General features: G+C 70.0%; 18 protein-coding genes and 1 tRNA gene. 9 read left to right on the top strand and 10 right to left on the bottom strand.

What is annotated here, in order from left to right:
• Positions 1–259 precede the first annotated feature (259 nt).
• The 6 genes from F0U63_RS47120 to F0U63_RS47095 all read right to left on the bottom strand — a co-directional run bounded on the left by F0U63_RS47120 (position 260) and on the right by F0U63_RS47095 (position 7,120).
• Entirely contained in the window at positions 260–1,648 is a 1,389-nt protein-coding gene (locus tag F0U63_RS47120; protein WP_395841770.1) for a hypothetical protein, read from the bottom strand.
• Between the two features lie 38 nt (positions 1,649–1,686).
• Complete coding sequence (locus F0U63_RS47115; protein ID WP_395841768.1) at positions 1,687–4,620, bottom strand: TonB-dependent receptor domain-containing protein; 2,934 nt, start codon at positions 4,618–4,620, stop codon at positions 1,687–1,689.
• Between the two features lie 98 nt (positions 4,621–4,718).
• On the bottom strand, positions 4,719–5,156 hold the full coding sequence (locus F0U63_RS47110) for a biopolymer transporter ExbD (RefSeq protein ID WP_002627743.1): 438 nt from the start codon (positions 5,154–5,156) through the stop codon (positions 4,719–4,721).
• A 12-nt stretch (positions 5,157–5,168) separates the two neighbouring features.
• A complete protein-coding gene (locus F0U63_RS47105; protein ID WP_395841765.1) occupies positions 5,169–5,582 on the bottom strand; it encodes an ExbD/TolR family protein in 414 nt (137 codons plus the stop codon).
• On the bottom strand, positions 5,566–6,324 hold the full coding sequence (locus F0U63_RS47100; protein WP_395841763.1) for a MotA/TolQ/ExbB proton channel family protein: 759 nt from the start codon (positions 6,322–6,324) through the stop codon (positions 5,566–5,568). The genes F0U63_RS47105 and F0U63_RS47100 overlap by 17 nt, the downstream gene beginning before the upstream one ends.
• A gap of 46 nt (positions 6,325–6,370) precedes the next feature.
• Complete coding sequence (locus F0U63_RS47095) at positions 6,371–7,120, bottom strand: energy transducer TonB (RefSeq protein ID WP_395841761.1); 750 nt, start codon at positions 7,118–7,120, stop codon at positions 6,371–6,373.
• A 215-nt stretch (positions 7,121–7,335) separates the two neighbouring features.
• On the opposite strand from F0U63_RS47095, the gene F0U63_RS47090 reads away from it, so the two are divergent.
• The gene (locus tag F0U63_RS47090) at positions 7,336–11,175 is read left to right on the top strand and encodes a serine/threonine-protein kinase PknK (protein WP_395841759.1); all 3,840 of its coding nucleotides are present in this window, start codon (positions 7,336–7,338) and stop codon (positions 11,173–11,175) included.
• A 3-nt stretch (positions 11,176–11,178) separates the two neighbouring features.
• Here the strand turns inward: F0U63_RS47090 and truB are convergent, their stop codons facing one another.
• Positions 11,179–12,078, bottom strand: coding sequence for a tRNA pseudouridine(55) synthase TruB (truB, locus tag F0U63_RS47085; protein ID WP_395841757.1), 900 nt, complete (start codon positions 12,076–12,078; stop codon positions 11,179–11,181).
• 160 nt (positions 12,079–12,238) lie between these two features.
• On the opposite strand from truB, the gene F0U63_RS47080 reads away from it, so the two are divergent.
• From F0U63_RS47080 to F0U63_RS47070, 3 genes are all read left to right on the top strand, one after another.
• A tRNA-Gln gene (locus F0U63_RS47080) sits at positions 12,239–12,309 on the top strand.
• A gap of 74 nt (positions 12,310–12,383) precedes the next feature.
• The gene (locus tag F0U63_RS47075; RefSeq protein ID WP_395848533.1) at positions 12,384–12,911 is read left to right on the top strand and encodes a non-proteolytic archaemetzincin-like protein; all 528 of its coding nucleotides are present in this window, start codon (positions 12,384–12,386) and stop codon (positions 12,909–12,911) included.
• Between the two features lie 132 nt (positions 12,912–13,043).
• Entirely contained in the window at positions 13,044–14,015 is a 972-nt protein-coding gene (locus F0U63_RS47070) for a TolB family protein (protein ID WP_395841755.1), read from the top strand.
• 93 nt (positions 14,016–14,108) lie between these two features.
• On the opposite strand, the gene F0U63_RS47065 is transcribed toward F0U63_RS47070, so the two are convergent.
• The gene (locus F0U63_RS47065; RefSeq protein ID WP_395841753.1) at positions 14,109–16,313 is read right to left on the bottom strand and encodes a (Fe-S)-binding protein; all 2,205 of its coding nucleotides are present in this window, start codon (positions 16,311–16,313) and stop codon (positions 14,109–14,111) included.
• A gap of 416 nt (positions 16,314–16,729) precedes the next feature.
• Here F0U63_RS47065 and F0U63_RS47060 point away from each other — a divergent pair, with 416 nt between their 5' ends.
• From F0U63_RS47060 to F0U63_RS47040, 5 genes are all read left to right on the top strand, one after another.
• Positions 16,730–16,891 (top strand): hypothetical protein, encoded by a 162-nt coding sequence (locus tag F0U63_RS47060; RefSeq protein WP_002627733.1) that lies wholly within the window; start codon positions 16,730–16,732, stop codon positions 16,889–16,891.
• A gap of 298 nt (positions 16,892–17,189) precedes the next feature.
• Positions 17,190–18,428: a VWA domain-containing protein gene (locus F0U63_RS47055; protein ID WP_395841751.1), complete on the top strand. Its 1,239-nt coding sequence runs from the start codon at positions 17,190–17,192 to the stop codon at positions 18,426–18,428.
• 109 nt (positions 18,429–18,537) lie between these two features.
• Complete coding sequence (locus F0U63_RS47050; protein ID WP_395841749.1) at positions 18,538–20,784, top strand: protein-disulfide reductase DsbD family protein; 2,247 nt, start codon at positions 18,538–18,540, stop codon at positions 20,782–20,784.
• A gap of 46 nt (positions 20,785–20,830) precedes the next feature.
• Positions 20,831–21,427, top strand: coding sequence for a thioredoxin family protein (locus F0U63_RS47045; RefSeq protein ID WP_395841747.1), 597 nt, complete (start codon positions 20,831–20,833; stop codon positions 21,425–21,427).
• A gap of 162 nt (positions 21,428–21,589) precedes the next feature.
• On the top strand, positions 21,590–22,852 hold the full coding sequence (locus F0U63_RS47040; RefSeq protein WP_395841745.1) for a Gfo/Idh/MocA family protein: 1,263 nt from the start codon (positions 21,590–21,592) through the stop codon (positions 22,850–22,852).
• A 3-nt stretch (positions 22,853–22,855) separates the two neighbouring features.
• Here F0U63_RS47040 and F0U63_RS47035 read toward each other — a convergent pair whose 3' ends face one another.
• The gene (locus F0U63_RS47035; protein ID WP_395841743.1) at positions 22,856–24,196 is read right to left on the bottom strand and encodes a hypothetical protein; all 1,341 of its coding nucleotides are present in this window, start codon (positions 24,194–24,196) and stop codon (positions 22,856–22,858) included.
• Entirely contained in the window at positions 24,193–24,879 is a 687-nt protein-coding gene (locus F0U63_RS47030; RefSeq protein ID WP_395841741.1) for a hypothetical protein, read from the bottom strand. The genes F0U63_RS47035 and F0U63_RS47030 overlap by 4 nt, the downstream gene beginning before the upstream one ends.
• Positions 24,880–25,592 lie beyond the last annotated feature (713 nt).

The raw sequence follows: 25,592 nt of genomic DNA, 5'->3' as shown, positions 1-25,592 counted from the left end.
GCGGGGAGTGGCGTGTACAGGCGGCCAGGATCGTCAGTAATCCCAGCAGCGCCCGGATGCACGGGCGTGGGGTCTTCAGGGAAGACGCGCTCATCATCCCGGCATGATACCGGCAGGGGGTGTGCCACCGAGGGGGGCCCGGCGGAAAAAACGCCGCCCGGAGGCACGCCGATCCCCCGGAGCCCCCTCCGTGGGATGTTCGTGCATCCGGGCGATGGGGGCCGCGCAAGGGGCGGCCCCGGGTGCTGCGAGGACTTGCTCAGTTCTCCGGGTACGCGGTCCAGCCGGCCAGCCAGTTGTCCGTGCCCACCGCGCCCACGAAGCGGGCCGAGGCGTCGAAGAAGCCACCCGCGGGCGGCGTCGCGGCGTTCGCCGCATCCAGCGCCAGCGAGCCCGCCTGGGGCGCGAAGTTCGGCGCCTTCAGGTCCTGCGAGGCCGTCAGCTTCGGCTCCACCACCTGGTTGCGCAGGGCCGAGGCGAGGAACTGCTCGGGCTCCTTGAAGATGGCGTTGTTGGAGAGGCGCGACGAGTCCTCGTTGGTGACGGTGCCCGCCGAGTCCTTCACCGGGTTGGCGGCGTAGGGGATGCTCGCGGTATCGCCCCGGTTGCTGTAGAAGAAGGTGTTCTCGATGGACAGCGAGCCGGCCTCGAACATGGCCACGGACGCCTTGCCGTCCACGTCCACCGCCTGGTCCGCGAAGTTCACCACGAGGCTGTTGCGCAGCTTGACGCCCGCGCCGGTGTTGAAGACGAGGCCTTCCTGCTTGGTACCGCTCGTCGCCACGGGACGGCCGGAGCCGATGAACGAGGCGTTCCAGATCTCCGGCATGGAGCGCGGGGTGGCCGCGTTGTCGGAGCTGTTGCCGCTCGCCTCGATGCCGCGGTTGCCCACCTTGCTGTTCTGCTGCACCACCAGGAACTGCACCTTGCCCCGGTAGCCCAGGTCATAGTCCAGGCCGTCGTCGTCCGGCTGGGTGATGACGATGTGCTTGAGGTTCGCCGTGCCGCCGAACATCTCCACGCCGTCGTCCGCGCCCTTGTGCACCTGCACGAAGTCGATCTCCGTCTGCGAGCCGCACCCGCCCGTGGTCAGGCCGTTGAGCTCGTTGTTCGGCGCGAGCTGGTAGCCGGCGAACTCGATGCGCGCGTACTTGAGCTTGCCGCAGTCGTGGGCGTCGTCGGTGCCGCCGTACTTCGTGCGCTCATCCCCACTGTTGGTGACGAAGCCCTCGATGTTGTTCTGTCCGCCCGCGGAGTTGATGGTCGCCCGGCCCAGCAGCACCACGCCACCCCAGTTGCCCGGCTCGCGAGAGCCCTCTTCCCGGGCGCTGGTGAAGACGATGGGCTTGTCCTTCGTGCCCACCGCGTTGAGCCTGGCGTTGCGCGTGACCACGAGCGCGCTGCCATCGTTGCCGAGCACCTTCGTGCCCGCCTCGATGGTGAGCGTGCCGCCCTCCACGAAGATGTACTTCTTGAGCGAGTAGACCTTGTCCGCCGTCCAGGTGGTGTTCTGGGTGATGGCCTCGGTGACCTCCACGGTGGTCGTGGGGGCCGGGGGAGGGGGCTGCGGATTTCCTCCGCCTTCGCCGCCGTCGCAACCGGCGAGCAGGGACATGCCGAGGGTGATGCCAAGCGCGAGACGCTTCATGGGGTGGCTTCCTTTGATTGCTGGGGAAAGAGAGGGGGTCAGATCGCCCAGCCGAGTGACGCGGAGAAGGCGATGCCCGGGCGGTAGTTGACGACGGAGATGCCGCCCTGCTGGATGCGCACGGCGGAGTTGAGGAGGTTGGAGCCGGTGAGCTTGAGCTGCGTGCTCGCGCCCAGCTTCTGGCTCACGGTGAGGTCCACGCGGTGGAAGGGCTGCTCGTAGACGTCGGGCAGGCCCTGCACGCCCACCTCGCTGATGCGCGGGCCATACACGTTGTAGAGCACGGCCACCTCGGTGCCGCTCTCGGGGCGGTCGTAGCCGAGGTTGAGGTTGACGACGTAGGGCGACTGGCCCTGCATCGGCCGGCGGCTGTTCGTCTGGGCGCCCAGCTTGATGGGATCCGTCAGGATGATGTTGGACTGGATGAGCGTGAGGTTGGCCGCGGCGCGGAAGTTGGCGAGCACGGGGGTGATGCGGCCGAGCGAGGCGCGCGCCTCCAACTCCAGGCCATAGCTGGAGGCCCCGTCGGCGTTCTCGAAGCCGAGGTCTCCGCCCTGGGGGTTGTTGATGACGCGCTCGATGGGGTCGCGGAACTGCTTGTAGAAGGCGCTGGCGGCCAGCACCTCGTTCTCCCCGAGGAACCACTCCGCGCGGGCATCGACGTTGTGGATGCGCGTCTCCACCAGGTTGGGGTTGCCGGACACGTTGCGGCGGCGCGCGAAGTCGTAGAAGAGGAAGGGCGCCAGCTCGCGGAACGTGGGCCGCGCGAGCGTGTAGCTGTAGCCGGCGCGCAGGTTCACCTCGGGGGTGAGCGCGTAGATGGCGTTGAAGGAGGGCAGCACGTCCAGGTAGTTCGCCTCGCTGCTCACCGTGGGCGAGGGGTCGAAGGGGCTGTGCGCGGTGAGCCGCTGCCGCGAGTTCTCCAGGCGCACGCCGCCCACCAGGCGCAGGGGCTCCACCGGCTTGGCCTCCGCCGTCAGGTAGCCGGCGAAGATGCCGAGGTAGGCGTCGTAGGCATCATCCGGGCGGGTGGTCTCGCGCAGGCGGATGCCCGTGCCCAGGATGTCGGGGCCGAAGAGCGTCTCGGGCGGCAGGGAGGCATCCACCGGCTCGTCGGTGAGCTGGTAGCGGAAGCGGCGGTTGGAGAAGTCGCGGAAGGACACCTGGGCGAGGCCGCCCGCCTTGAGGCGCACCGCGGACAGGGGCAGGGTGAGGCTCGCGCTGCCACCGGTGGAGTTCTCGCCCAGGGTGACGTTGAAGCGCTCGCCGCTGTTGGGCTGGTTGGGGAAGGAGTACTTGCCGCTGGGGCTGCCCAGGTCGTCGGCGTAGAGAGTGTCACGCGTGTCCGGCTCGTCCCGGTCCACGCGGCTGAAGTTGGCCTGCCAGTCGATCTCCGCGTCGCCCAGTCCATCCAGCCGGTGGAAGCCACGCACCTGGTTGAAGGAGAGCACGCGCGAGACGAATTGCAGGCGGGTGCCCTCGTAGGTCTCCGAGCGCTCGTTGTTCACGCCGCGCGAGGTGAAGCTGGAGATGTCCGTGCCGCGCGTGTAGAGGCTGAAGAGGGTCAGCTCGTTGTCGCGGTTGAACTGGTAGCCGGCGCTCGCGAGCGCGCTGAGGTTGGCGCCCTCGGTGCCGAGCTGGGTCTGGGAGCCATCGCGCTCCTCCACCTGGTCCAGCGTGTTGACGGCGCGGGCGTACTGGGCCAGGCGCACGCCCTCGCGGTGGCCGTAGTTGACGGCCGCCAGGTAGCCCAGGCGCTGGTTGCCGAAGCGCAGCGTGTCGCCCACGGACGCGCCCAGGCCCAGGTTGGGCAGCGCGGTGGTCTGGCGCGCGGACCAGACGTTGGAGAAGCTCTTCCAGGTGTCCACCGACGAGCCCAGCCGCTGGTCGCGCGGCACGCCCGCGGGCAACTGGCGCCCGGGGCCCATGAAGCCCAGCGTCTCCAGGAAGCTGCCCGGCTGGGTGTTGCGCGGGCGGAAGGTGGAGAGGCTGTCGCCGGACAGGGTGAGGCGGGGCTTGAACTCGAACTTGCTCGGGTAGGTGTTGGTCTCGATGAGCAGCGTGCCGCCGGCGAAGGTGCCGGGCAGGTCCGCCGTGTAGCTCTTCACCACGTTGAGGTTGGCCAGCAGCGTCGTGGGGAACAGATCCAACGGCACCGAGGGCTCATCCGGCTCGGGGCTGGGCAGCAGCGCGCCGTTGAGCAGCGTCGTCGCGTAGCGGCCTCCGAGACCGCGCAGCAGCACGTAGCGGCCCTCCACCACCGTGGCGCTCACCACGCGCTTGACCGCGTCCGAGGCGCTCGAGTCCGGCGTGCGGGCGATCTCCTGCGAGCTGATGGCGTCCGACACCGTGACGGCCTTCTTGCGCTCCTGGAGCAGCGCGCTCTCGGCGCGGCGGTCCGAGCTGGCCTCGACGACGACTTCCTGCACGGCGGCGGCGTCGGCGCTCAGCTGCACGTCCAGCTTCGTGGCCTTGCCCGCCTCCACGCGCACGCCCGTGACGCGGCGGCCCTCGTAGACGTCGTAGAAGACGCGCAGGTCATACGTCCCGGGCGGCAGCGCGAGCTGGTAGTTGCCGTCCACGTCGGTGAGCACGCTCTTCTGCGCGCCCGAGACCACCTTCACCGTGGCCTCGATGAGGGTCTCCTTCGTCTGCGCGTCGCTGACCTGGCCGTAGACACCGGTGAAGCCTTCCGGGGGCGTGGCCGAGGCCTCTCCCATCGACTCGTCCATGGCCTCATCGGCCACCTGCGCCGCGGGCTCCCCGGCGGCCGGGGGCGGCTCGGTGGGGGCCGCTTCCACGGGGGCGGTCTGGGCGGGCAGGACGTCGGTGGTGGGCGCGGTGACGGGGGCATCCGCGGGAGGGGGCGTCACGGCCCCCTCGGGAATCGGGGCCTGCGCCAGCACGGGCGAGGCCATCAAGAGCAGCGCCATCAAGGGGGCGCGGAGGATGTCGGGATGGAAAGACAACACGGGTCTCCTCACCGGCGGACTCGCGCAGACAACGCGAGGTCCGTGGCAACCAGAGGAAGGGAAAGTGAAAGGGGAGCGAAGCGGAGTTGAACTTCAGGTCACGGAGCGCTGGGCTCCGCGACGGCGTCCGGGGCAACGGCGACGGTGATGTTGCCGCCGCGTGCGAGGTCCAACACATCCATGGCGCTGCCGTAGGGCACGTCGTTCTCCGCGTCGAAGAAGACGATCTTGTCCGGACGGGCGTTGAGCATGCGCTGCAGCCGGGTGACGAGCTGGTCGCGCGGAACCTCATCGCGGTTGATGCGCAGCGCGCCACTCTTGGAGAGCGTGAGCACCAGCGGAGGCAGCGCGCCCGGAGGAGGCGGCGTCTCGATCTTCTCGTCCGACTTGCCGGGCACGTCCAGGGACATCTGCTTGGTCATCAGCGGGGTGACGACCATGAAGATGATGAGGAGCACGAGCACCACGTCCACCAGGGGCGTCACGTTCATGGCGGGGCGGATGCCGCCCTTGCCACCACCGAGGTCGAAAGCCATGACAGTTGGTCCCTATTTCTTGAGGTCGATGACCTGCAGCGAGATGCCGGGGAAGCCCGCGTCCTGCAGCGTCTTGAAGACGTTGCGCACCTCGGCGTAGCGCACGGCGCGGTCGGCCTTGAGCACCACGCGCGCCTGGGGATCCTTCTCGAACACGCCGCGCAGCTTCTCGACGAGCTGGGCGCGCGGCACTTCGTGTTTGTCGATGAAGAGCGCGCCCTGGGCGGTGAGGCTCACCGTGGTGGGCGTCAGCGAGTTCTCCTCGCCCTTGTCCACGTTGGCCGCAGCGGGCAGGTCCACCGCCGCGCCAGCCTCGAGCTGGGGAGTGACGACCATGAAGATGATGAGGAGGACGAGCACCACGTCCACCAGGGGCGTCACGTTCATCTCGGGCACGAGCCCGGCGCCCTTACGCCGGGCGGACATCGTGACCCTCCCGGCGAGCCGCGCGCTCCACGTCCAGGGCCAGGGCGCCCTCGCCCCGAGCGGCGGGAGCGCCGCCCATGGAGTGCATGTCCTCCAGGTGATCCATGAACTCGCGGCGCGCCAGGTCCAGCGACAGCACGAGCGCGTCGGCGCGGGTGGACAGCAGGTTGAACATGAGCACCGCGGGGATGGCCACCAGCAGGCCGAGCGCCGTGACGACGAGCGCCTCGGAGATGCCCGCGGACACCGCGCCGAGGCCGCCCGAGCCCGTCTTGGCGATGCCGGCGAAGGACTCGATGATGCCCACCACCGTGCCGAGCAGTCCGACGAACGGGGCCACCGAGCCCACCGAGGCGAGCACGCTCATGCCGCGGCGCACGTCCGCGCCCACGCGCTCGTAGATGCGCTCCAGCTCGCGCCGGGTGAGCTCCACCGCGCCGAGGTTGCCCTGGGGAGCATCCTTGCGCACCAGGTACGTCTTCACCCCGCCACCCAGCAGCTTCGCCAGGCTGCTGGCGCGCGCCTTGGAGGCCTCGACGACGAAGGCCTCGTGCTGCTGCGACTCGAGCAGCCGGCCACCCTTGGAGATGAACTTGCGGTCCGCGCCCTTGGTGCGGAAGAGGAAGAAGAGCCGCTCGAAGAACACGATGAGCGAGGCGAGCGCGAAGGCGACCAGCGTGTAGGCGATGCACCGGGCGAACAGGCCCATGTGGTGGTAGATGTCGACCAGATTGAAGTTCATCTCGGGGGCTCCGGCGTGGAAACGGCGGGTACTGGCGCTGCGGGCGCTACTTGAGACGGAAGGGAATCTTCACGATGCGGAACACGGCGGTGGGCTGGCCGGCGACGAGCGCGGGCGAGTAGCGCCACGTCTTCACCGCGGCGACGGCGGCGCCCACGAAGGGCTCCTCTCCGCGCATCACCTTGACGGCGCTCACCCGGCCGTCCTCCTCGACGACGATCTTCAGGATGACCAGGCCCTCCTGTCCCCTGGCGCGCATGTCGGCGGGGAACTCGGGGGAGATGTTGGAGTCCAGCTCGCGCGGAGGCGTGGCGGACTCGGGCAGGTTGATGGGAGCGGGGCGGCGCGTGCCACCGGAGCCGGCCACGCCCGCGCTGTCCATGCCCGTGACGATGGCTCCGGCGACGAGCGAGCCCGTACCCCCCACGGCGATGGGCGCGGCGGCCACGGCGTTGGCGGCATCGGCCTCGGGGGGCTTCTCCTGGGGAATCTCCTTGGGCGCGAGCATCGCGGCGGGCGCGGCGACGGTCGGCGGAGGAGGCGGGGGCTTGGCCTTCGGCTTGGGGGGAGGAGGAGGCGGCGGCGGAGGCGGCTTCACCTCGGCGACCACCGGAGGAGGCGGCGGGGGGCGGAACACCACATCCACCTTCTTCTCCTTGAGGACTTCCTTGACCTGGGAGCCCACCGTCACCGCGGCGATGCCGAGCAGGGCACACACACCCAGGGATGTCACGGTGGAGAGCGCGAACCGGCGGGCGGACTGCACATCGGTGGCGCTATCGAAGGTCTCGAACATGTCGAGCGTCGTATAGCGAGGGCATGTTTCGGTCCCGTACCCGCCCGGTGACATTTCGTGGCTCGGTGCGTGACGGAAGGGTCACGCGGGGCGTCGAGACGACTTTTCGCGTCCTGTGGTCAATCGCCCTCCGGGGCAGCCAACCGGACGGGCGGTTCCGCCGGGGGACGCGTTCTTGGTGCCCTGGAGCGAACCGTGCGAGTCTTGCCCCTACCATGTCGGCCGCGGCGCTCCACCAGCAGGACGAAGAGCAGGGGAGGATCGGTCCCTATTGCCTTCAGGGCAGGCTGAGCGCGGGAGGCATGGGCGTGGTGTATCGCGCCCGTCACGAGAAGACGGGCGAGCTGGTGGCGCTCAAGACGGTGCGCGTGCCCGAGGTGGCGATGCTCCGGGGCATCCGCCGGGAGATCCACGCGCTGCGCCGCATCCAGCACCCGGGCGTGGTGCGCGTGCTCGCCGAGGGCGTGCAGGACGGGCTGCCCTGGTACGCGATGGAGCTGCTGGAGGGCATGACCCTGCGCCGCTTCATCGACGCGCTGTGGCGGCGTGATGCGCGCATCACCCAGGAGGTCATCACCCAGGCCGTCTCCGCCCCCACGCCCCTGACGCCCGGGGAAGGGCGGATGGTGTTCCAGGCCTACGGGCCGCCCCCGGAGGATCAGCGGCGGCCCGCCGCCCAGGGGCGTCTGGACGACGTGCTCCTCCTGGTACGCCGCCTGTGCTCCTCGCTCGCCTTCCTTCATGGCGAGGGGCTCGTGCACCGGGATCTCAAGCCGGACAACGTGGTCATCCGTCCGGATGGCACGCCGGTGCTGGTGGATTTCGGCCTGGCCTCCAACTTCGGTGGACCGCTCAGCCGCGAGTCGCTCGAGGTGTCCGGCAGCATGGAGGGCTCCTATGTCTACATGGCCCCCGAGCAGATCAAGGGCGGGCTGGTGGACGCGCGGGCGGATCTCTATTCACTCGGCTGCATCCTGTATGAGCTGGTGGTGGGCCAGCCGCCCTTCTCCGGCCTGGGCTGGGAGGTGCTGCGGCGGCACCTGAAGGAGGCGCCCCACGCGCCCTCGCGCTGGGTGCACGGGGTGCCGCCGGAGCTGGATGGGCTGGTGTTGCGCATGCTGGCGAAGGTGCCGCGCGAGCGCATCGGCTACGTGGCGGACGTGGGCGCGGTGCTCACCGGGCTGTGCTCCGGGGCGCTGACCGAGGATGCTCCGCCAGCCCCCCGGCCCTACCTGTACCGGCCGGAGTTCGTGGGCCGTCTCGGGCTGCTCGAGGAGTTGGAGGCCCGGCTGGAGCGGGCCCGGGAGCAGCGGGGCGGGTGTCTGTTCATCGGCGGGGAGAGCGGCGCGGGCAAGACGCGGCTGGTGATGGAGTGCGCGATGATCGCCAGCCGGCGCGCCTTCCGGGTCGTCACCGGTGGCTGTCTTCCGCTGTCGGGTGGAGCGGGGGGCGAGTCGCGCCATGGCGAGCCGTTGCATGCCTTCAAGCCCGTGCTCCAGGCCATCGCCGACGAGTGCCGGCAACGGGGGCTGCACGAGACGGAGCACCTGCTGGGCGAGCGGGGCAAGGTGCTCGCCCTCTATGAGCCCTCGCTGGCGGAGCTGCCCGGGCAGGACGCATGGGCCGAGCCCCCGCGGCTGCCACCCCAGGCCGCGCGCGAGCGCCTCATGCGCTGCCTCGCCGAGACGCTCGCCGCCTTCTGCGAGAAGGAGCCCGTGCTGCTGGTGATGGACGACCTGCAGTGGGCCGATGAGCTGTCGCTGGGTGCACTGGACTTCCTGCGCGAGGGCTTCCTGCGGGGGGCGTCCATGATGGTGATGGGCACCTACCGCACGGAGGAGCTGGGCACGGCGCTGCGCGCGTTGATCGACTCGCCGGGGGTGGAGCACCGGGTGCTGGGCCAGTTCGACGCTCCGGTGGTGGCGTGCATGGTGGAGGACATGCTGTCGATGGCCTCGCCGCCGGCCTCCTTCGTGCACTTCCTCACCACGCGCTCGGCGGGCAATCCCTTCTTCGTGGCGGAGTACCTGCGCACGGCGATCGACGAGCGGCTCTTGTATCGCGACTCCCTGGGCCAGTGGCAGGTGGCCGCCCGGGACGACGCGCTGGAGCGGCTGCACGAGGCGCTGCCCCTGCCGGGCTCTCTGCATGACCTGGTGTGCCGGCGCCTGGATGGCCTGGGCACCGAGGCGCGCAGGCTGTTGGAGGTGGCGGCGGTGCTCGGCCGCGAGCTGGACTCGGACATGCTGGCGGCGGCGGCGGGACTGGAGGACCTGCAGGAGCTGGAGGCGCTGGAGGAGCTGCGCGCGCGGCACGTGCTGGAGGACGCGGGCACCGGACGGCTGCGCTTCGTGCACGACAAGCTGCGCGAGTTCGCCTACGAGGGCATCTCGCCCGAGCGGGGGCGTGCGCTGCACCGCGCGGCGGCGCTCGCGCTGGAGGCGCAGGACGTGTGGGGCGGGGTGCCGCCCGCGCTCTACCCCGTGCTGGCGCACCACTGGGAGCAGGCCCAGGACGACGTGTGGACGTTCGAGTACCTGGAGAAGGCGGCCCGGCACGCGCTCGCGGCGGGCTCGAACGCCGAGGCGTGTGGCTACCTGAACCGGGCGTTGGAGCTGGAGGTGCGGCGCGGGCGGGACCGGGGCGTGCGCCTGGACGCGGTGAGGCGCGCGCGCTGGGAGCGGCTGCTGGCCGAGGCCCTGCACGGCCTGTCCGACTTCGATGGCTGCATCGTCCACTGCGAGCGCTCGCTGGCGGAGCTGGGCGAGCCGTTGCCGACCACGGAAAAGGGGTGGGGGCGCTTCCTGTTGGCGCAGGCGGCGCGGCAGGTGCTGCACCTGCTGGTGCCCCAGCGCTGGCGGCGGGTGGAGGACCGGCAGGTGCGTGAGCGGATGGGGGACGCGGCGCTCTCCGCGTTGCGGCTCGCCGAGTGCTACTACTGGCGCTACGACGCGTTCCGGATGATGGCCACGGCGCTCTTGTCCACCAACCTGGCCGAGCGCGCGGGGCGGGACGAGAAGGTGCTGCGGTTGTACGGGCAGCTCGGCTCCATCGCGGGCTTCGCGCGGCTGGATGCGCTGGCGCGCTCGTACTTCCGCCGGGCCCAGCAGGAGGATCGGGCGCTGGATGACCCGAGCGCCATGGCCTTCGGCCTCATCTCCGAGTCGATGTTCCACGCGAGCTTCGCGCGCTGGCCGCGCGCCGCGCTCAAGGCGAGCGAGGCACAGGGGACGCTGTTGCTGCTGGGCAACCAGGGCGAGTTCGAGCTGACGGAGGTGCTGCTCGGGCACGTGGACTTCTTCACGGGGCACTTCGAGCAGGCCCTGGAGCGCTTCGCGCGCCTGCGCGAGACGGCGCGCAAGCGGGGGCATTTCCAGCACATGGTGTGGAGCATGTACACCATGGCGCGCAGCCTGCTCGTGCTGGACCGGGGAGACGAGGCCCGGGCGCTGTTGCGCGAGTCGGCGGCGCTGCTCGAGGGCAAGCATGATCCGCTCTCGCACATCATCACCCGGGGGCTGCTGGCGGTGTCCGCGTTGGAGCGGGGCGAGTGGGAGGTGGCGCGGGACGAGGCGGATCGGGTGATGGCGCTCGCGCGGCGCTATCCGCCGATGCTCTTCACCGAAGGCCACGGTTATGAGGGCGCGGCGCGCGTGTACCTGACGTTGTGGGAGCGCGAGCGGGTGCCGGGCGAGCCCGCCCCGGCGGAGGCGGCGGAGGCGCGGGCGGCGTGCGAGCGGCTGTCGTTGTTCTCGAACCGCTTCCCCCTGGCGCGGCCCATGGCGCTGCGGTGCGAGGGGCGGATGCACTGGCTGGCGGGCCGCGCGTGGCGGGCGCGTTGGGCGTTGAAGCGCAGCGCGCGGCGGGCGCGGGAGCTGGGCATGCCCCTGGACGAGGCGCTCGCCTGGCTGGAGCTGGGACGCATCCTGGCGCTGGGCTCACCGGAGCGGGAGAGCAGTCTGCGTCAGGCGCGGGAGGGCTTCGCGGCGCTGGGGTGCGTGGGGCTCGCGCGTCAGGCCGAGGCCCTGCTCTCGAGCGAGCCGCCCGCTGCGTGAGCGTCAGAGGCCGGCCCACAGGTGGGTGTGCACCTGGAGGGCGCCGTCCTGTTCGCGCAGCAGCGCGACGAGGCGCCCGCGTTGCAGGGCCCGCACGAGCGGCTCGGGCGGCGGGAAGCCCGGGGGGAGGGACCACTCGGGAGGTCGGAGCTCGCCCCGGGGGAGGGTGCGCCCGTGCTTGAGGGCGTTGATTTCGTCGCCGGCGATGGCGCGCGAGGGGTACCAGGGCAGGAGCGCCGGGCCGTGCAGGGCGACGCGGCCGTTCGGGCCGGGATCCTCCCAGGGGCCGAGGGCGGTCCGGCGCAGCCGGGACAGGTGCGCGCCACACCCGAGCGCCCGGCCGAGGTCGCGCGCCAGCGCCCGCACGTAGTAGCCCCCGCGGCAGGTGAGGCGCAGGTGGCTGCGGTGGGGCAGCTCATGCGCGAGCCAGCGCGCCTCGTGCAGGTAGACGCGCGAGGGGGGCAGCTCCACGGCCTCGCCCCGGTGGGCCTTCTTGTAGGCGGGCTCGCCGCCCACCTTCTTGGCGCTGGTGGCGGGCGGCACCTGGTTCGTCCACCCGAGGAAGGGAGCGAGCGCGGCATCCAGGGCGGCGGGGGTGAGGTGGGCGGTGGAGCCGGGCGGGGTGGGCTGGCCGAGCCCGTCCCCGGTGTCCGTCTCCACGCCCCAGACGACCTCGGCCTCGTACGTCTTGGGGAGCGCGTGCAGCCCGTCCATGAGGTGGGTGGCGGGGCCGGCGAGCAGCAGCAGCAGCCCCTCGGCGAAGGGGTCCAGCGTGCCCCCGTGGCACACGGGGAGCTGCTTGCGCGTGAGGCCCGCGGCCTCCACTTCCTCCATGAAGGCCCGCACGAGGGAAAAACTGGTGACGCCCACCGGTTTATGGGCCAGATAGATGCCGGGCTTCATGGGGTGGGGGGGCTCCTCGGGAGGACGTAAGGGGCGGGGTGCCAACCTCCTACCCGTCCGGCCCCCCCGCTGTCATTCAGTCAACCCCGCGAGAGATTTGTTTCCGGATGGGACTGGATGGCCTACAATCCGATGGCGAGCTGTAGTGATGCGATCTTGCTGGGGCGTCGTCTAATGGCAGGACGTCAGACTTTGAATCTGATTATCAAGGTTCGAATCCTTGCGCCCCAGTCACCCTTGTTCCCAATCCGGGTGGCGCAGCCCGCCGCGCTCCCCTGAGCCTCAAGGACGGTGAGCAGATGGCGATGCCGCAGAAGGCCCTCCTGCTGGTGCCAGTGGGCAATCCGCCACCGGTACTCCTGCGGGACTTGGAGGAGCCCCTCGCGTTGCAACTGGGTCTGCGGGTCATCGTGGGCAAGACGGCCTTGTCCACGCCTACCTACGCCTTCAACAAGGACCGGGCGCAGTACCACTGCAACGCCATCATGCGGCGGCTGGTGACGTTGATGGAGCCCGGCCACGCCATGGTGATGGGCGTCACGGACGTGGACCTGTTCGTGCCGGACTCGCCCTTCGTGCTGGGCGAGGCGGACCGGGAATCGAAGAGCGCGGTGTTGAGCGTGTCGCGGCTGCGCCAGGGCGTCGAGGGCGAGCAGCTCAAGCGCCGCGTGCAGGTGGAGGCCATCCACCTGGCGGGGCACCTCTTGGGGCTGTCCTACTGCGAGGACGCGCGGTGCGTGATGTTCTTCGCCCAGACGCCCCAGGACTGCGACCGCAAGCACATGTCGCCCTGCAACAACTGCCGCAACGAGTTCAATAAGATCTCCCGCTGACCCGCGTCGCGCCCGTCCGGGTCGTCCGTGATTGAATGCGCGGCGCGCGGGGGGCGTCCCTCGCGCGCGCGAGCGTTCCCGGGCATCCCGTGGAGCGCCGTGCTCGGGCCGGACGACACGGGAGCATGGCGAATGAAGGCGTTGGTACGGATTCTTGGACTGGCCGCGGTGGCCGGGCTGGCGGCGGCGTGCGAGCCGCTGGATATCGATTTCGGGGGCGGCGGTGGTGGCGGTGGCGGGGCCTTCAGCAGTGGCTTCGTCTTCGTGCGCAACGGCACGGGGGGCCGCAACGTGTACGCGGTGGATGAGGATGGCGACGCCAACTCGCCGCTGCGGCTGACCACCGAGGGAGGGGCCTACGAGCCCACCGTGTCGCGCAGCGGTCTGGTCGCGGTGTTCGTGTACCGCGCGGGCTCGACCTGGGAGATTCGCCGGGTGCCCACCACGGGCACGGGTCAGGCCTCCACGGTCTTCTCCAACACGAGCGCCTCCTGCTCGAACTGCGCCAACTTCCGCTACCCCACGATCAGCCCCACCGGGGAGACGATCGTCTTCACCCTGACGAAGAACAACACCTCCTCGCTGGCGAAGGTGAACATCGACGGCACGGGCTTCCAGCTCTTCGCCAGTGGCACCTACTCCTACGGCGCGGCGTCCTTCTACCCGGATGGCCGCAGCGTGCTCGTGGCGGCGGGCTTCGGCGCCAACCAGTTGAGCACGCTGCTCAACGTGAACGTGACGACGGGCGCCTCCAACGTCATCACCAGCAGCCTGGGGAACACGGGCGCGGTGTCGGTGGTGTCGCGCGCCGTGGTGTCCCCGGATGGCTCGCGCGTGGCCTTCGATGGGCAGACGAACAACGGCTCGCAGATCTTCGTGGGCCAGCTCGGGAGTCAGAACCTCTCCGGCGTGACGCAGCTCACCAAGCACACCGGGGAGTTCGGCGTGATGGACACCTGGCCGAGCTGGCGCGGCAACACCGAGGTGACGTTCCTGTCCAACTCGGGCGGCAACGACAACATCTACCGCATCAGCACCGCCACCCCCGGCACGGGCACCCTCCTGGTGCCGGGCGCCCTCGAGCCCTCCTACGGCGGCACGTAGTCCCCTGGAAGCACGAAGGCCCGGGGACCCACGGTTTGGGGTCTCCCGGGCCTTCTCTCGAGGGTCAGCCGGGCCTCGGCCCGGCGCCCCGCTTCACTCCGGCTTGGCGCTCACCGCGCTGCCCGGGGCCACGGTGCCCGCGCCCTGGCGGACCTCCATGGCGTCGGCGACGAGCTCGGTGATGTCCTTCACCTTGATGCTCTGCTCGCGGCCCGTGTCGTTCACCGCGTCGTTGAGCATCGTCGAGCAGAACGGGCAGGCCACCGCCACCACGCCCTTGCCCCCCGGCTCCTTGTAGTCGCCCACCATGCCCGGCTTCTTCTTGTCCGTGGCGTCGGGGTACGGCGTGCTCGGGTCCTCGGCGTGCTTGAGCGTGAGGGCCACCTCGTTGACGCGGTTGTGGTTGATGCGCGTGCCGATGTGCTCCTCCATCCACATGCGCCCGCCACCCGCGCCGCAGCAGAAGCCCTCGCGCTTGCTGCGCTGCATCTCCACCACCTCCAGGCCCGGAATGGCGTTGAGCACCTCGCGCGGCGCGTCGTACACGCCGTTGTGCCGGCCCAGGTAGCAGGGGTCGTGGTAGGTGAGCTTCTGGTTCATCACCTGGGAGAGCTTGATGCGCTTCTCCTTGAGCAGCTGGTTGATGAGCTGCGTGTGGTTGATGACCTGGTACTCGCCGCCGAACTCCGGGTACTCGTTCTTGATGGTGTTGAAGCAGTGCGGGCACTGGGTGATGACCGCCTTCACGCCCATGGAGTTCCACGTCTCCACGTTCGTCTTGGCCAGCGTCTGGTACAGGTACTCGTTGCCCATGCGGCGCGCCGAGTCCCCGTTGCACATCTCCTGCTTGCTCAGCGTGGCGAAGCTCACCCCCGCCTCGCGCAGGATCTTCACCAGCGCCCGGCTCACCTTCTTCTGCTTGTCGTCGTAGCTGCCCGCGCACCCCACGAAGAAGAGGTACTCGTACGGGCCGCCGCCATCACCCCAGGTCGGCAGCGCCAGGTCCTCCGCCCACTCGTCGCGCCGGTCCTGGCCCAGGCCCCAGGGGTTGCCCTGGCGCTCCATGCCCTCGAACACGCGCTGGATCTCCGGCGGGAACTCCGCCTTCACCTGCACCTGGTAGCGGCGCATGTCGATGAGCCGCGGCACGTTCTCGATGAACACCGGGCACGCCGTCTCGCACCAGCCGCAGCTCGTGCACGCCCACACCGTCTCCGCCTTCAGCGCGCTGCCGATCATCTCCGGCAGGGGCTCCACGATGCCCGACGGGCCCCGGCCCTCCTCCACCCACATCTGGTGGTCCCACACCCAGTGCTTCAGGTCCTGGTTCACGCCCTTGTGCGTGAGCGGCTTGCCGGTGATGTACGTGGGGCAGTGCGTCTGGCAGCGGCCGCACTCGGTGCACGAGTACAGGTCCAGGCCCTGCTTCCACGTGAGGTCCTTGATGGTCGCGGCGCCGAACTCCTCCTTCTCCAGGTTGGGCGTGGACAGCTTCGCGCTCTGGGTCGTGCGCGGATCGTCCTTGGGCGCCAGGCGCTGGAAGAAGACGTTGGGCAGGCCGGTGATGACGTGGAAGTGCTTGCCCACGGGCAGGAAGTTGAGGAACGCGAGGATGATGACGAGGTGGATCCAGAAGCCCGCCAGGCCCAGCGCGTGCGCCACCGGGTAGCCCATGGGCCGCATCACCATGCCGAACACGCTGGTAACGGGCTCCCACCACACGAAGTTGCCCGTGGCCAGCGGCATCGTCTGCTCGCGCGGCACCATGTGGCTGCCACCGAAGAGGAACTCCGTCACCATCAGGCCGGTGATGAAGCCGAGGATGAGGAACGCCTCCCACGAGGGGCTGAGCCGGTCCGGCTTCACGCTGCCGCGCAGCCACACGAAGTAGGCCGAGCCCAGCACCGCCAGCGCCGCCACTCCGTCCTTGGCCAGCAGGTAGAGCTTGTAGACGAGCAGGAGGCCCGTGTGCTCCGCCCAGAACGGCGCCTGGAGGTTGGTGAGCACCTCGAGCGCCGTCTCGGAGAAGCCCATCACGAACATCATGATGGTGCGCAGCGCCAGCACCATGAACGCCGCGAAGATGAACACGTGCATGAGACCCGCGGTGCGCTCCTCCGGGTCCACCATGCGCTTCTGTCCGAGGCCGAATTTCAGGAGCGCGAGCGCGCGCTGGGGAAGGCGATCCAACCGGTTCTCCGGCTTCATCGCCAGCAGGGCGCCAATGCGCCCGGCCATGGTCATGACGAAGACGGAGACTCCGACGGTGAGCAGCAGGCCTGTGATGATGGGACTCATGGCGGTTTCGGTGAACCTCGTGAATTCGCTCGGGGAGGAGGTCCGGATGCCGCGTTGCGGCACCATGGGAAAAACCCACCCTAACAAGGTTGATTCCCGAATCAAGCACCTGTCCGGGACGGGGCCGAGGTGATTTCACTCCCAGGGCGCTTCTCCCATCACTCTGATTCCGGAGCGTTGGGCGCCCAACGTCCCCCCTCCCCAAGAGTCGCCTCCTTGTTCTCCGAGCACCCGGAAAAGCGCTCTCTCTGTTCGCTGCCAGGATTTCCCCTGATTGATTGCGTACCCAAGGGCTTTACAACGCGGAGCGTAATGCCCAACCTGGAAAGTAAATCGGTCAATGGCTGGGAAGGGGCTCCACATGGAGTGGGCCCTGGATGACCGGTGGAGCCGGGCGGACACCCCGAGGAGGAGCCATGGTGCACGACGATCGGACGTACCTGGACGACGAGGGCCTGGAGTACGTGACGCTGGGAGGCGGAGAAGAAGAGCTGGATCCCACGGGCCGGGTCCAGGTGGGACCGTCGGGCCACCTGTGGGGTGCCGACGAGAGCTACGGCGGCTACGACGCCGAGTAGTGCCGCGCCCCCCACGTCGCGCTTCGGCGTGGGGGCGGTTGCATCCGGCCGGACTCTCCGGTCGGCGGAAGGTGGCCCGGGTGGGCCGTGAGGGTTCCAGGCCCATGGCTCCTGGAGCGTCATGCAGCCCCCGCCTCTTCTCTGGCCTCCGCCGAAAGTCTTCTTTCTCCTCGCGCGATGAAGGCCCGGCGCGACTCCCGGACGTTTCCCCATGCGGGGTGAGGTGGGTGATACTGGGAGGCTCTGAGGGCGGTGGCCCGCGAGGCGCCCGGGGGTGCCGCGTACGGAGGAAGACGCGATGAAGCTGACGGCCTGGGCGGTCGAGCGCGACGGGGGGAAGGGTCGGGACGTTCACCTGCTCGTGACCGTGGAGGCCGAGGCGGATGCTCCCCGCGCTCCCGTGGCGGTGAACCTGGTCATCGATCGCAGCGCTTCCATGCGGGGCGCGCCCATGGCCGCCGCGGTGGAGGCCGCGCTGCTGCTCGTCGAGCGCGCCGGGCCCAAGGACTACCTGGGCCTGCTCGCCTTCGACGGCGTGCCCGAGCAGCTCGTGCCCCTGCGCATCCTGGACTCGGAGGCCCGCGCCCAGCTCGCCGAGCGTCTGTCGGCGCTCAAGACGGGGCAGGGCACCGCGCTGCACGAGGCGGTGGACTCCGGCGCCGCCGCCATCCGCCGGCTGTTCGTCCCGGGCGCGCGGCCCAAGATGCTGGTGCTCACCGACGGCGAGCCCTCGGTGGGCCCGCGCGCCCTCGCCGAGTTCCGCACGCTGGGCTCCACGGTGGCCGAGTCCGGCATCACCCTGCACGCGCTGGGGCTCGGACGGCACTACCTGCCGGAAATCCTGGAGGCGCTCACCGGCCCCTCGGGCACGGGCTTCACCCACGTGGACGACGCGGAGGGGCTGCCCCTGGCCACCGCGGCCCTGGTGGCCGAGCTCTTCGGCGAGGTGGGCACCTATGGCCGCATCTTCGTGCGCCCCACGGGCTTCTCCGAGCTGCAATGCCGCCACCGCTACCCGGCGCGCTCGGAGGGGGATGCGCTGAGCGTGGGGCTCGGCTCGCTGTCGCATGCCTTCGCGCGCCGGGCCCTGTTCACCGGGCGCCTGGAGTCGGCCGACTGGTCGCTCGGCGTCACCACCACGTGGATGGAGAATGGGGACACGCGCCGCGTCACCGTGCCCGTGCAGCGCGCCCTGCCGGACAGCCTCGAGGGCCGGCTCATCCGCGCGGTGGGCGTGGAGCTGGACCTGGTGGCGGCCGAGTCCGCCTCGTGGAAGGCGCTCCTGCGGCGCAATCCCCCCGCGGCCGAGCAGGCCCTGCTGACGGCCGAGTCCGCTCTGCGTGAACTCTTCGAGCTGGGCGTGGACGAGGTCTCCCCCAAGCGGCACGAGGAGCGGCTGGTGGACCTGCGGCGGGCGGTGGAACGCAAGGGCGCCGAGCTGCCGGCGCTGCTCGTGCGCCGCGCCCGGGCCGAGGACGCGCGCACGGGATTGAGTATCGTGCAGCACCTTCCCGCCCCCAGCAAGGCGGGGCGCTGAGGGGCCTGCCCACCCACCGGGAATGCCCGTCCGCTCGAAGGGTTGATGGGCGCCACTTCGCCGAAGGGAAGGATGGCGCAGGGCAGGCCGGTGGGTTAACGGGAGGCACATGACGCGGCCACGGGTAGGACGTTCAAGCTGGGGAGCACTTGTCTTCTGTGTGGGAGGGCTGTCGCTCGCCTCCAGCGCGTGGGGAGCGCCCCCTCCCGCCACGGCGGTGGGCCAGGGCGCCCTGGACGAGGGCGTGCCCCGGGTGAAGGCCACGCTGCTCACGGACGTCACCGAGGTGAAGCCCGGGGACACGTTCCGGGTGGGCGTGCGCTTCGAGCTGAACCCGGGCTGGCACGTCTACTGGAAGAACCCCGGCGAGTCGGGCCTGCCCTCGGAGATCGTCTGGGACACGCCGGGCAGCACCGTGGGGCCCCTGCAGTGGCCGCTGCCCTCCACCCTGCGCACCGATGACGGCTTCATCACCACCTATGGCTACGAGGGCGAGGTGCTCCTGGCCGCCGAGGCCCGGGCCTCGGACAAGGCCGAGGGCTTCCTGCAGCTGTCGGCCGCGGCGGACGTGCTGGTGTGTGAGATCAACTGTCTGCCCGCCCAGCTCATGCTCACGCGCAACGTGCCCGTGGGCCCGGCCACCGTGAAGGACGCCGAGCACGTGCCGGCCTTCGACGCGGCGCACGCGCGCGTGCCGGTGCCGGCGGAGTCCACTCCCTACCAGGTGGCGCTCGCGCTCGACTCGCAGACGCTCACCACCGGCAAGCCCTTCACGGGCACCCTCACGCTCAAGGGCGCCGAGGGCGCGCCGGTGCCCACGGTGGACAAGGACTTCTTCGTCCCCGAGCGCATCCCCGGCATCGCCCAGCTCGCCCTGTCCGAGGTGAAGGGCCAGCCCGGTACCTTCAAGGTGGAGGGCAAGGCCTCCCTCAAGGTGCCCCCGAGCCACCCCCGGCTGCTGGGCGTGCTGCGCCTGGGGCCCGCCGCCACGCCCTCGCACGCGCTGGCGTTGGATCTGCCGCTCGCGCCCGTGGTGGCCGGAGCCCCGGCTTCCCCGGCGGCGCCCAAGGCAGTGGCCACGGCGACCGCCCCGGCCGTGGCGCCCGCCGCCGGCTCGGCGGACCTGTCGCTCGGCCTGGTGTTCCTCTTCGCCTTCCTCGGCGGCGCGCTGCTCAACCTCATGCCGTGCGTCTTCCCGGTGCTGGCGCTCAAGGCCTATGGCTTCACCCGCACGGTGGGCGAGTCGCGCGGCCGGGTGGGCGCGCACGCGCTCGCGTACACGGGCGGCATCGTGGGCTCGCTGCTGGTGCTGGCGCTCGCGGTACTGGGCCTGCGCGCGGCCGGACACGGGGTGGGCTGGGGCTTCCAGTTCCAGGAGCCGCTCTTCGTCGCCGCGGTGGCCGCGGTGCTCGTGGCCTTCAGTCTCAACCTCTTCGGCGTCTTCAACGTGGGCACCGACGGCACCGCCCTCGTGGAGAAGGTGGACTCGAGCCACGGCCTGACGCGCAGCGCGGGCGAGGGTGTGCTCGCCGTGGTGCTCGCCACGCCCTGCTCGGCGCCGCTGCTCGGCACCGCCGTGGGCTTCGCGCTCGCGCAGGGGCCCGTCACCGTCCTCGCCACCTTCCTCTTCATGGGCCTGGGCCTCGCGCTCCCCTTCTGCCTGCTGGTGCTCGTGCCGGGGCTCGCCAAACGCCTGCCCAAGCCCGGACCGTGGATGGACCACGGCAAGAAGCTGCTCGGCTTCGCGCTCCTGGCCACCACGGTGTGGCTCGTGTGGGTGATGGGCGGGCTCGCGGGCGTGGACGGCATGGCGCGGCTGCTCGCCTTCCTCACCGTGGTGGCGCTGGGCGCGTGGATCTACGGCCTGCTGCAGGACTCCACCGGTGGGCGCAAGGTGGTGGGCGTGGCGGCGGTGGTGCTGCTGCTCGTCGGAGGCGGCGCCGGGTTCCTGCGCTTCGAGGAGCTGCGTGGCTCGGCGCCCCGGGAGGCCTCGGCGCAGGCGTGGAGCGAGGAGGCGGTGGCCGCGGCGCTCGCGGCCGGCCAGCCCGTCTTCATCGACTTCACCGCCGACTGGTGCCTCACCTGCAAGTTCAACGAGCGCACCGTGCTGCAGCGCGAGGACGTGCGCGCCGCCTTCGCCCAGCACAAGGTGGCCTTCTTCGTGGCGGACTGGACGCGGCGTGACGCGGCCATCAGCGCGAAGCTCGCCGAGTTCGGCCGCGCGGGCGTCCCCATGTACCTCTTGGTGAGCCCCTCCGCGCCGGGCAAGCCCGAGGTGCTCAGCGAGCTGCTCACCGCCGACTCCCTCATCGACTCCGTGCGCCGCGCCGCGGGCCGCGTGGCGGATGCCACCTGAACGAGTTGTCCAAGCAGTTCCCCTCAACCTGAAGGAGCGCTGACCGATGAAAAATCTGTTCTCCGCTGTCGCCCTCTCCCTGTCCCTGGTCTCCCCCGTGGTGGCGTTCGCCGCGGACACGGCCGAGGTGGGCAAGCCCGCTCCCGCCTTCACCCTCAAGGACGAGTCGGGCAAGGAGCACTCGCTCGCGCAGTACAAGGGGAAGATCGTCGTCCTCGAGTGGACCAACCCCGGCTGCCCCTTCGTGCAGCGCCACTACACCGCCAACACCATGCAGAAGACGTTCGGCGGCTATGACGCCAAGAAGGTGGTGTGGCTGGCGGTGGACTCCACCAACACCAACGCCCCCGAGAAGTCCGCCGCCTGGAAGAAGGAGAAGGGCTTCACCTATCCCGTGCTCCAGGACCCCAGCGGCCAGGTGGGCAAGCAGTACGCCGCCAAGACGACGCCGCACATGTACGTCATCGATGCGCAGGGCGTGCTGCGCTACGAGGGCGCCATCGACGACGACCCGCGCGGCAGCAAGAAGGACGCCGCCCCCACCAACTACGTGAAGGGCGCCGTGGACGCGCTGCTCTCCGGCAAGCCCGTGCCCTCGGCCACCACCGAGGCCTATGGCTGCTCGGTGAAGTACAAGAGCTGAGCCTAAAGCCCACGGTCCGACACTGACTCGCGTGGGGTTGTCGCTCAGCCCACGCTCCCGCGCCCCTCCCGCGATTGTCGCTGGAGGGGCGTGCGCGTTTCAGTTGCTCTGCCTCCCACTCCAGACGCGCCGAGCGCGTCCCCACCGTGAGGCAGGCACGACATGACATTCGACGAGACCCGGCGCTGGACCCGACGCAGGCTGTTGGAGACGACGGGAGGGCTGATTGGCGCGGGGCTCTGGCTTCCCGAGACGGCCCTGGCGGCCGCGGGCGAGGTGAAGCTGCCGCCCATGAAGGCCACCACCGAGGTGGAGTCCCCACTGCCCACCCCGCAGGAGCCCGACAAGCGCGTGGGCTTCGCCATCGTGGGCCTGGGCCGGCTGTCGCTCGAGGAGCTGCTGCCCGCCTTCGGCGAGTGCAAGAAGGCGAAGCTCGTGGCGCTGGTGAGCGGTGACAAGGACAAGGCGCGCACCGTGGCGGCCCAGTACGGCGTGCCCGAGAAGAACCTCTACGACTACAAGAACTACGACGCGCTCAAGGACAACCCGGAGGTGCAGGTCGTCTACATCGTGCTGCCCAACAACATGCACGCCGAGTACACGGTGCGCGCGGCCAAGGCGGGCAAGCACGTGCTGTGCGAGAAGCCCATGGCCAACAGCGTGGCCGAGTGCCAGCAGATGATCGACGCGTGCCGCGCGGCGAAGAAGCAGCTCATGGTGGCCTACCGGCTCCAGTACGAGCCGCACCACCGGGCCGCCATCCAGCTCGCGCGCGGCAAGAAGCTCGGGGCGCTCAAGCTCTTCAGCGCGGACAACGGACAGAACCAGGCGCCGGAGCCGCAGTGGCGGCACAAGAAGGCGATGGCGGGCGGCGGCGCGCTGCCGGACGTGGGCATCTACTGCCTGAGCGCCGCGCGCTACCTGAGCGGCGAGGAGCCCGTGGAGGTGTGGGGCTCCATGTACAGCACTCCCGGCGACGCGCGCTTCAAGGAGGTGGAGGAGAACTTCCTCTTCACCCTGCGCTTTCCCTCGGGGCTCATCGCGCAGTGCACCACGGGCTACGGCCACCATGACAGCCGGCGCCTGCGTCTGATGGGCTCGGAGGCGTGGGTGGACATGGACAACGCCTTCGCCTACCAGGGCCTGCGCATGAGGATTTCGCGCAAGTCCCCGGAGGACCCCAAGGCGTCGGACACCGTGGAGCGCAGCCTGCCCCAGCCCAGCCAGTTCGCCCGGGAGATGGACCACTTCGCCGAGTGCGTGCAGAACAACCGCCAGCCCCACACGCCCGGGGAGGAGGGCCTGCAGGACATGCGCATCATCGAGGCGCTCTACCGCGCGGCGCGCGAGGGCAAGTCGCAGAAGCTGGAGGCCGTGGGCAAGCAGGACGCCTTCCGCGGACCGGCGCCCACGGCCGAGGGATGAGCTTCAGCCCCGGTGCCGCTCGGCCACCCGGTAGAACTGGGTGAGGGAGGAGTCGAGCAGCGCCTGCCGCGAGCGCAGGGCATGGCGTGCCCGGGCGAAGGGTAGCCAGAGGCGAGGGCCCACGCGCACCTGGGCCTCCTCGAGCTTCTGGCGCGGGAGCCACTGACCGCCCAGGTGGCGTACCAGGACTTCGCCCAGGTAGGCGCCCAGGGCGGGCACCGCATGAGCGTCGATGGCCTCGCGCGGACGGCTCGTCGGGAACTCCTCGCGCCAGAGGTAGAAGTCGACCTCCGTGAGCGACTCGGGCGTGGCGTCGAAGGCGGAGGGCACCTCGGTGTGCAGCAAGGCCACGAGGTGCTCGGCGAGGTGGCGATAGTGTGCGCACGCGCGCTCCGGGTCCTCCACATCCGGGGGCAGGGCGGCGTCGGCGGGGCGCCACTCCTCGGGGTCGGAGGGCCGCCAGGTGTTGAACTCGGCGATTGTGCGCTGGCGCTGGTGACTGGCGACGTGGTCCACCACGCGGGAGAGGAGCGGAGCCACGTCCGGGGGAAAGCGGGGCTGCACGGGGGCGAGCGTGGCGCTGCGCTCGCGCAGGGTGCGCAGCACGGTGTCGAAGTCCAGGTCCGGTCGGAGGTGGACGTGGGCGCGAGCCTGGGCGAGACGCGCCTCCTCGCTGGCGAAGTCCGAGGCGGTGGGACGGGTCACCAGCAGGACGCAGCCGTTGGGCAACTCCTCCACCCGCCAGGCCGGTGTGGACAGCACGCGCTCGCGGCCGATGGTTTCCACCAGCTTCACGCCGAAGACGTTGAGCCAGAACACCTCGTAGACCTTGTCGAACCCGTCCCGGTACCAGGTCTGCTTGTCGCGGCCGAAGCTCGGAGCGTTCGTCAGTTCCGTGTCATCCGCGCTATGGGCCGCGGCATGTGTCACCGGGTAGTGGGAGGCCCATGTGCGCACCATTTCCACGAATGAGTGGCAGCGCTCCTCTTCGGCGAAGGAGGAGAGCGGCTTCACCTTGACTGTGATGCTCAGTTCGGGGGGCCGGGGTGGAAGCGAGAGCCGCAGGGCCATATCCAACGCGGGCCACTTCGTGCGGTAGAGCCCAAGCCCCATGCTGTTCCCGTCGCGCCGCTCCTCTAGGGCCTTCCAGAAGGAAGAGCGCGAGTAGGTCCGTTGCCGCTTTCCCTTGATGACGTCCGGCATCCACCCATCGCCATACTGCTCGAGCGCCTGAAGAAATGGCTCCAACTCGTTCTCGAGTGCCGCCCGCGGGTTGAAGGCACCGTCGAAAGTGAGCCGAAGGGAGTCCTCGTCCCCCGTGCCGTAAAACTCCAGCACCTTCATTGAAACAGCACCTCCACTCCCGGAACCGTGCTCTCCGCTTCTCTCACGGCGGCGTCCAGGTCAGCTACGTTCTTGGGCTTGAGTTCGCCGCCCTCGTAGATGAGGCGGATCCGCTGGATGGACACCTTGCTTCCCTTTCGCAGAAGGGGCCGGAGCGAGTCTCGGCGGATGTCCAGCGCGTCCTTGCCCGCGCGGGCCAGGCCCCGGCCCAGGTCGCTCCATGCGAAGTCCCGCTCCGTGAGGGCCGAGGGCTTGATGCCCCTCGCCTCCAGCGCCGGGCCGAGGGAAGGCAATTGCTCGAGCAGCTCCGAGAGCCGCCTGTCCCGGGCGAGCAGGAGGAGGATGTCTTTCAAGTCATCGTCATGACAGGAGTCGAGGACGAAGTGGGCGAGCACCGCGGTGTTGGCGGCGCCGTAGCGCTCCAGGGACTGGAGGAGGAACACGGTGCGCTGGCGGTTGAGAGGGCCAGAAGCCTCCTCGCGCACGGGCCCCCGGGAGCCGAGTCGCACGGCGCTCCAGGCGTCCAACCGCGCGACCAGCCGGGGCATGTCCACGCGCTGCTGTAGGGCGAGGAAGTCGCCCGGTGAGGCGCAGGAGAGGAAGGGCGCCAGGATCGCCTGGGTGTCCTCGGAGGAGAAGTCAGGCCCGCCGGGAAGCAGGGCCTGGTCGCCGCGGGAGGGCATGCCTCCATCAGAGGAACGGGCAACCCGAGGGAGGCCACCTGCTCCCCCGATGGCCTCCGGCTGGAGCAGCAGGCTCCCATGTGGCGAACTCGTGGCACAACCCGCCAGGAGCAGGAGCGCGGCGAAGGCGGGACGGAGTGAGCGGGTGTTCTGGCGGGCCATCTCTCCAGAAGCTGTCCAGAATACGAAACTCCGCGCCTGGGCGTCACCTCACGTACAGCCAGATGCCCAGCCCCACCGCCACCACCGCGAGGGCGGATAGGCGAGATGAGGGCCTTGTTAAGGGCCTCGGGTGGGAGCCGGAGACCGGGGAGGGCCTCTGACCTCGTAAGGGTCGATGATGCGCGCCCCAACTCGCTACGGATGTCGACCTCCGTGAGCGACTCATGGTTCGCCCACTCTTCGCCTCTTCTTTTGAGTGAACAAGTTCATGGGTGCATAGGGCCTCCGACAGTTTGCTTTTGCACCAAAAGAAAGTTTTTTGTCGATGCCGTGTAACTTCGCCGCTGTGTTGCTTCACACTCTGATGTGAAGGTCAGCACTTGTATCGGCGAGCACTTGTAGAAATCAAACAAAGGTTGCGGCACGTACATGGGCGACATATCGGGCCAGATCTGCGCCCTGTCGTACATGGCGAGACAATTTAATAGCGTGAGTGATTACCTCGACGCCTTCGCATCCGCGGGTGCTCTGGTCGCACGGTGGCGAGGCCA

It is taken from the genome of Cystobacter fuscus (assembly GCF_044360685.1).
GTDB lineage: Bacteria > Myxococcota > Myxococcia > Myxococcales > Myxococcaceae > Cystobacter > Cystobacter fuscus_C.
Note: the sequence above shows the minus strand (reverse complement) of the source record. Positions and strands in the feature narration are given on the sequence as shown.

Excerpts from the sequence above, each read along its gene's own strand:
- F0U63_RS47120 (WP_395841770.1), bottom strand. The coding sequence starts at position 1,648 with ATGAAGCGTCTCGCGCTTGGCATCACCCTCGGCATGTCCCTGCTCGCC.
- F0U63_RS47110 (WP_002627743.1), bottom strand. The coding sequence starts at position 5,156 with ATGGCTTTCGACCTCGGTGGTGGCAAGGGCGGCATCCGCCCCGCCATG.
- F0U63_RS47105 (WP_395841765.1), bottom strand. The coding sequence starts at position 5,582 with ATGTCCGCCCGGCGTAAGGGCGCCGGGCTCGTGCCCGAGATGAACGTG.
- F0U63_RS47100 (WP_395841763.1), bottom strand. The coding sequence starts at position 6,324 with ATGAACTTCAATCTGGTCGACATCTACCACCACATGGGCCTGTTCGCC.
- F0U63_RS47095 (WP_395841761.1), bottom strand. The coding sequence starts at position 7,120 with ATGTTCGAGACCTTCGATAGCGCCACCGATGTGCAGTCCGCCCGCCGG.
- F0U63_RS47090 (WP_395841759.1), top strand. The coding sequence starts at position 7,336 with ATGTCGGCCGCGGCGCTCCACCAGCAGGACGAAGAGCAGGGGAGGATC.
- truB (WP_395841757.1), bottom strand. The coding sequence starts at position 12,078 with ATGAAGCCCGGCATCTATCTGGCCCATAAACCGGTGGGCGTCACCAGT.
- F0U63_RS47075 (WP_395848533.1), top strand. The coding sequence starts at position 12,384 with ATGCCGCAGAAGGCCCTCCTGCTGGTGCCAGTGGGCAATCCGCCACCG.
- F0U63_RS47070 (WP_395841755.1), top strand. The coding sequence starts at position 13,044 with ATGAAGGCGTTGGTACGGATTCTTGGACTGGCCGCGGTGGCCGGGCTG.
- F0U63_RS47065 (WP_395841753.1), bottom strand. The coding sequence starts at position 16,313 with ATGAGTCCCATCATCACAGGCCTGCTGCTCACCGTCGGAGTCTCCGTC.
- F0U63_RS47060 (WP_002627733.1), top strand. The coding sequence starts at position 16,730 with ATGGTGCACGACGATCGGACGTACCTGGACGACGAGGGCCTGGAGTAC.
- F0U63_RS47055 (WP_395841751.1), top strand. The coding sequence starts at position 17,190 with ATGAAGCTGACGGCCTGGGCGGTCGAGCGCGACGGGGGGAAGGGTCGG.
- F0U63_RS47050 (WP_395841749.1), top strand. The coding sequence starts at position 18,538 with ATGACGCGGCCACGGGTAGGACGTTCAAGCTGGGGAGCACTTGTCTTC.
- F0U63_RS47045 (WP_395841747.1), top strand. The coding sequence starts at position 20,831 with ATGAAAAATCTGTTCTCCGCTGTCGCCCTCTCCCTGTCCCTGGTCTCC.
- F0U63_RS47040 (WP_395841745.1), top strand. The coding sequence starts at position 21,590 with ATGACATTCGACGAGACCCGGCGCTGGACCCGACGCAGGCTGTTGGAG.
- F0U63_RS47035 (WP_395841743.1), bottom strand. The coding sequence starts at position 24,196 with ATGAAGGTGCTGGAGTTTTACGGCACGGGGGACGAGGACTCCCTTCGG.
- F0U63_RS47030 (WP_395841741.1), bottom strand. The coding sequence starts at position 24,879 with ATGCCCTCCCGCGGCGACCAGGCCCTGCTTCCCGGCGGGCCTGACTTC.